The 2,819-nt window shown below is 31.4% G+C and carries 3 protein-coding genes; all 3 read left to right on the top strand.

Features of this window, described 5'->3' with window-relative positions:
• Positions 1–1,070 (top strand): sugar MFS transporter (locus JJE11_RS17260; protein ID WP_291637861.1); only part of this gene is annotated, 1,070 nt, incomplete at its 5' end.
• Between the two features lie 280 nt (positions 1,071–1,350).
• The gene (locus JJE11_RS17255) at positions 1,351–2,496 is read left to right on the top strand and encodes a HAMP domain-containing sensor histidine kinase (RefSeq protein ID WP_291637859.1); all 1,146 of its coding nucleotides are present in this window, start codon (positions 1,351–1,353) and stop codon (positions 2,494–2,496) included.
• 38 nt (positions 2,497–2,534) lie between these two features.
• The coding region (locus JJE11_RS17250; RefSeq protein WP_291637857.1) for a hypothetical protein at positions 2,535–2,819 on the top strand (285 nt) is incomplete at its 3' end.

Here is a 2,819-nt window from a genome sequence, read left to right as displayed (position 1 = left end):
CATTTCCGAGTGCCGGAGTGATATTCATGATTATATCTTGTGGAGCAATTATTTCAAGTTTACTTAGTGGTAGACTTATCAAGCACTTTGGCACGGGAAAAGTTACATTTGTTAGTGTAACCATGACGGCGTTGGCTTTACTTGGCTTCTCAGTTTTGCATTCCTTTATTTGGTTATGCATAATGGCTATTCCACTCGGACTTGGTGGCGGCTCAGTAGATGCAGGTCTAAATAATTTTGTCGCAATACATTATAAGGCTAAGCATATGAGTTGGCTTCATTGTTTTTGGGGAATTGGTGCAACTTTAGGGCCAGTTATTATGTCTTTATATATATCAAAGAATAATGGATGGGAAAAAGGATATTTTACAATTTCAATGATCCAGTTTTGCCTGGTATTTGTATTGTTTATAACGCTTCCATTATGGAATAAAATAGAAAAAAAGTGTAATCAGATTGATGATAAAGAAATAAATACTAAGAATACTAATGTTTTAAGAATACCTGGTGTGAAATTGGCATTGGTTTCTTTTATATTTTACTGTGCAACAGAAACTACAACAGGACTATGGGGAAGCAGTTATTTAGTGAATTGTAAAGGGTTATCTGCAGGGGAAGCCGCAAGATGGATTTCTCTATTTTATGCAGGTATTACAGTAGGACGGTTACTATCCGGCTTTCTTACAATGAAATTTAATAATGTGATACTGATTAGATTAGGGCAAGTTATTTGTATTATAGGAGCGATTTCATTATTATTACCTTTACCTACTTATTTTTCAATGATTGGGTTAATTCTTGTGGGGCTTGGATGTGCGCCAATTTTCCCTTGCATGATACATGAAACACCGAACCGTTTTGGCAAGGCATTATCACAATCTATTATGGGATTACAAATGGCGTTTGCATATATTGGAAATATGTTTATGCCACCTATTTTAGGCTTTATTGCTTCTAAAACGAGTATTGCGATTTTACCATACTTTTTATTATGCTGTATTTTAATTATGTTGGTATGTTGTGAGAAGATTAATAGAGTTATAAGTAAAAAGCCGAAATATGAATGTTGAAAATATTTTCTTGTATCAAAAGGAGAGATATGCTTTTTTTTATAAAGCACCGATAGCCACTAATAGGCCATAATCTTTTTTTGAAGTTAGAAAGGTTTTTCAACTTGAGCATTTGATTTGTTTTTGCTAGGATTGCAAACATATTGTGTAAATAATTCTTTTACTACGACAGGTAAAGTATTATTTAACTCTTATTTTAAACCGAAAAATGTAGAGGATTTAAATATATAGTGTCGAATAAATAAGATATATATATTCTTTAAGATAAGAGAGGTTTAATATGAGAAAAATGCACGCTAATTACATACTGGCATTAACGATAGTTTTATGCCTAATTTCATCGGGGGTTATTGTTGTATATGAAAACATTAGTATGAAGGGCATGCTAAATGTTACAAGTAATCAAGCGAGCTTTAGCTATTCCGAGGTTTATATATTCACTAGAAACATATCAGCATTTTTATTGATTATGGGAATAATAACAGCAATATTAGTATTTTTATTAACTAAGAGAATATTTGGAGTGCGGGGACTTACAAAAAATAATACTGTAGATAGGGAATCGGAGTTAACTGATAAAAATATTGAACTTGAAAACATAGTTAGGATATTTGAAGAGAAAGAAGATAAGCATGAATATGATAAGCTTAAGACGGATTTTTTTGCGAATATATCCCACGAATTTAAAACACCCTTGAATATACTTATGGGGGCCATACAACTATTAGAATTGTATGTTTCAAATGGAACCATAGTAGATCCACACTTAAAGCTTGATAAATACCTCAAAATTATGAAACAAAATGCACTTAGATTATTGAGACTCATAAATAATATTATTGATTTAACGAAGATAGATTCTAGCTATTTTTATGTTGAACTTCATAATCATGATATTGTTGAAATTATAGAAGGTATTATTCAGTCTATAAATTTATATGCAAAAGTAAAAGCAGTTAATATAATATTTAAAAAGAAAATTGAAGAGCAAGTTATGGCAATCGACGCAGATAAAATAGAGCGAATACTATTAAATCTTTTATCAAATGCGCTTAAATTTACTGATGAAAATGGGAATGTTGCAGTAGAAGTAGGGATTAGGGATAATTCAGTGTATATTTCAATTAAAGACGATGGGATAGGTATACAGGAAGATAAGCTAGAACTGATTTTTCAAAGGTTTAGGCAGGTAGATAAATCTTTTACTAGAAATAGAGAGGGAAGTGGCATAGGACTGTCACTAGTAAAAGCGCTTGTAGAAATGCATGACGGTACTATAACTGTTAAGAGCGAATATGGCATGGGTTCTGAATTTATTGTTGAATTACCAATAGTAACAATAAATGAAGAAGCACAGACTAAGCTCTACTCACAATATGAGGATAGTAGGCTAGAAAGGGTAAAAGTTGAATTCTCAGATATATAGTAGAATCTTCTATAATAATGTGCTAAGGGCGTGAATAAATGAAAAATGAATTTGAATTACAAATAGAACTTGGAGATCTACAGGTGAAAAATGGGGATATAGATGAGAGTCTTAAATATTTTAAAAGTGCCTATGATATTGCTGTACGTTTAGAAGATAAAAAATATCAAGTGGATGCATTGATAAGAATAACAGAAGGTTATTTCCAAAAGGGTAAAATAGAAATTAGTATTAAGTATGCAGGAGTAGTTGAAGAGCTTCTTAAGGATGTAGATTATGTTAAGGGGAAACTACAAATTAGCTTATATTTGCTTAAATTATAT

Origin of the sequence: Clostridium sp., assembly GCF_016650095.1 — a bacterium.
Classification (GTDB): Bacteria; Bacillota; Clostridia; order Clostridiales; family Clostridiaceae; genus Clostridium_AD.
Note: the sequence above shows the minus strand (reverse complement) of the source record. Positions and strands in the feature narration are given on the sequence as shown.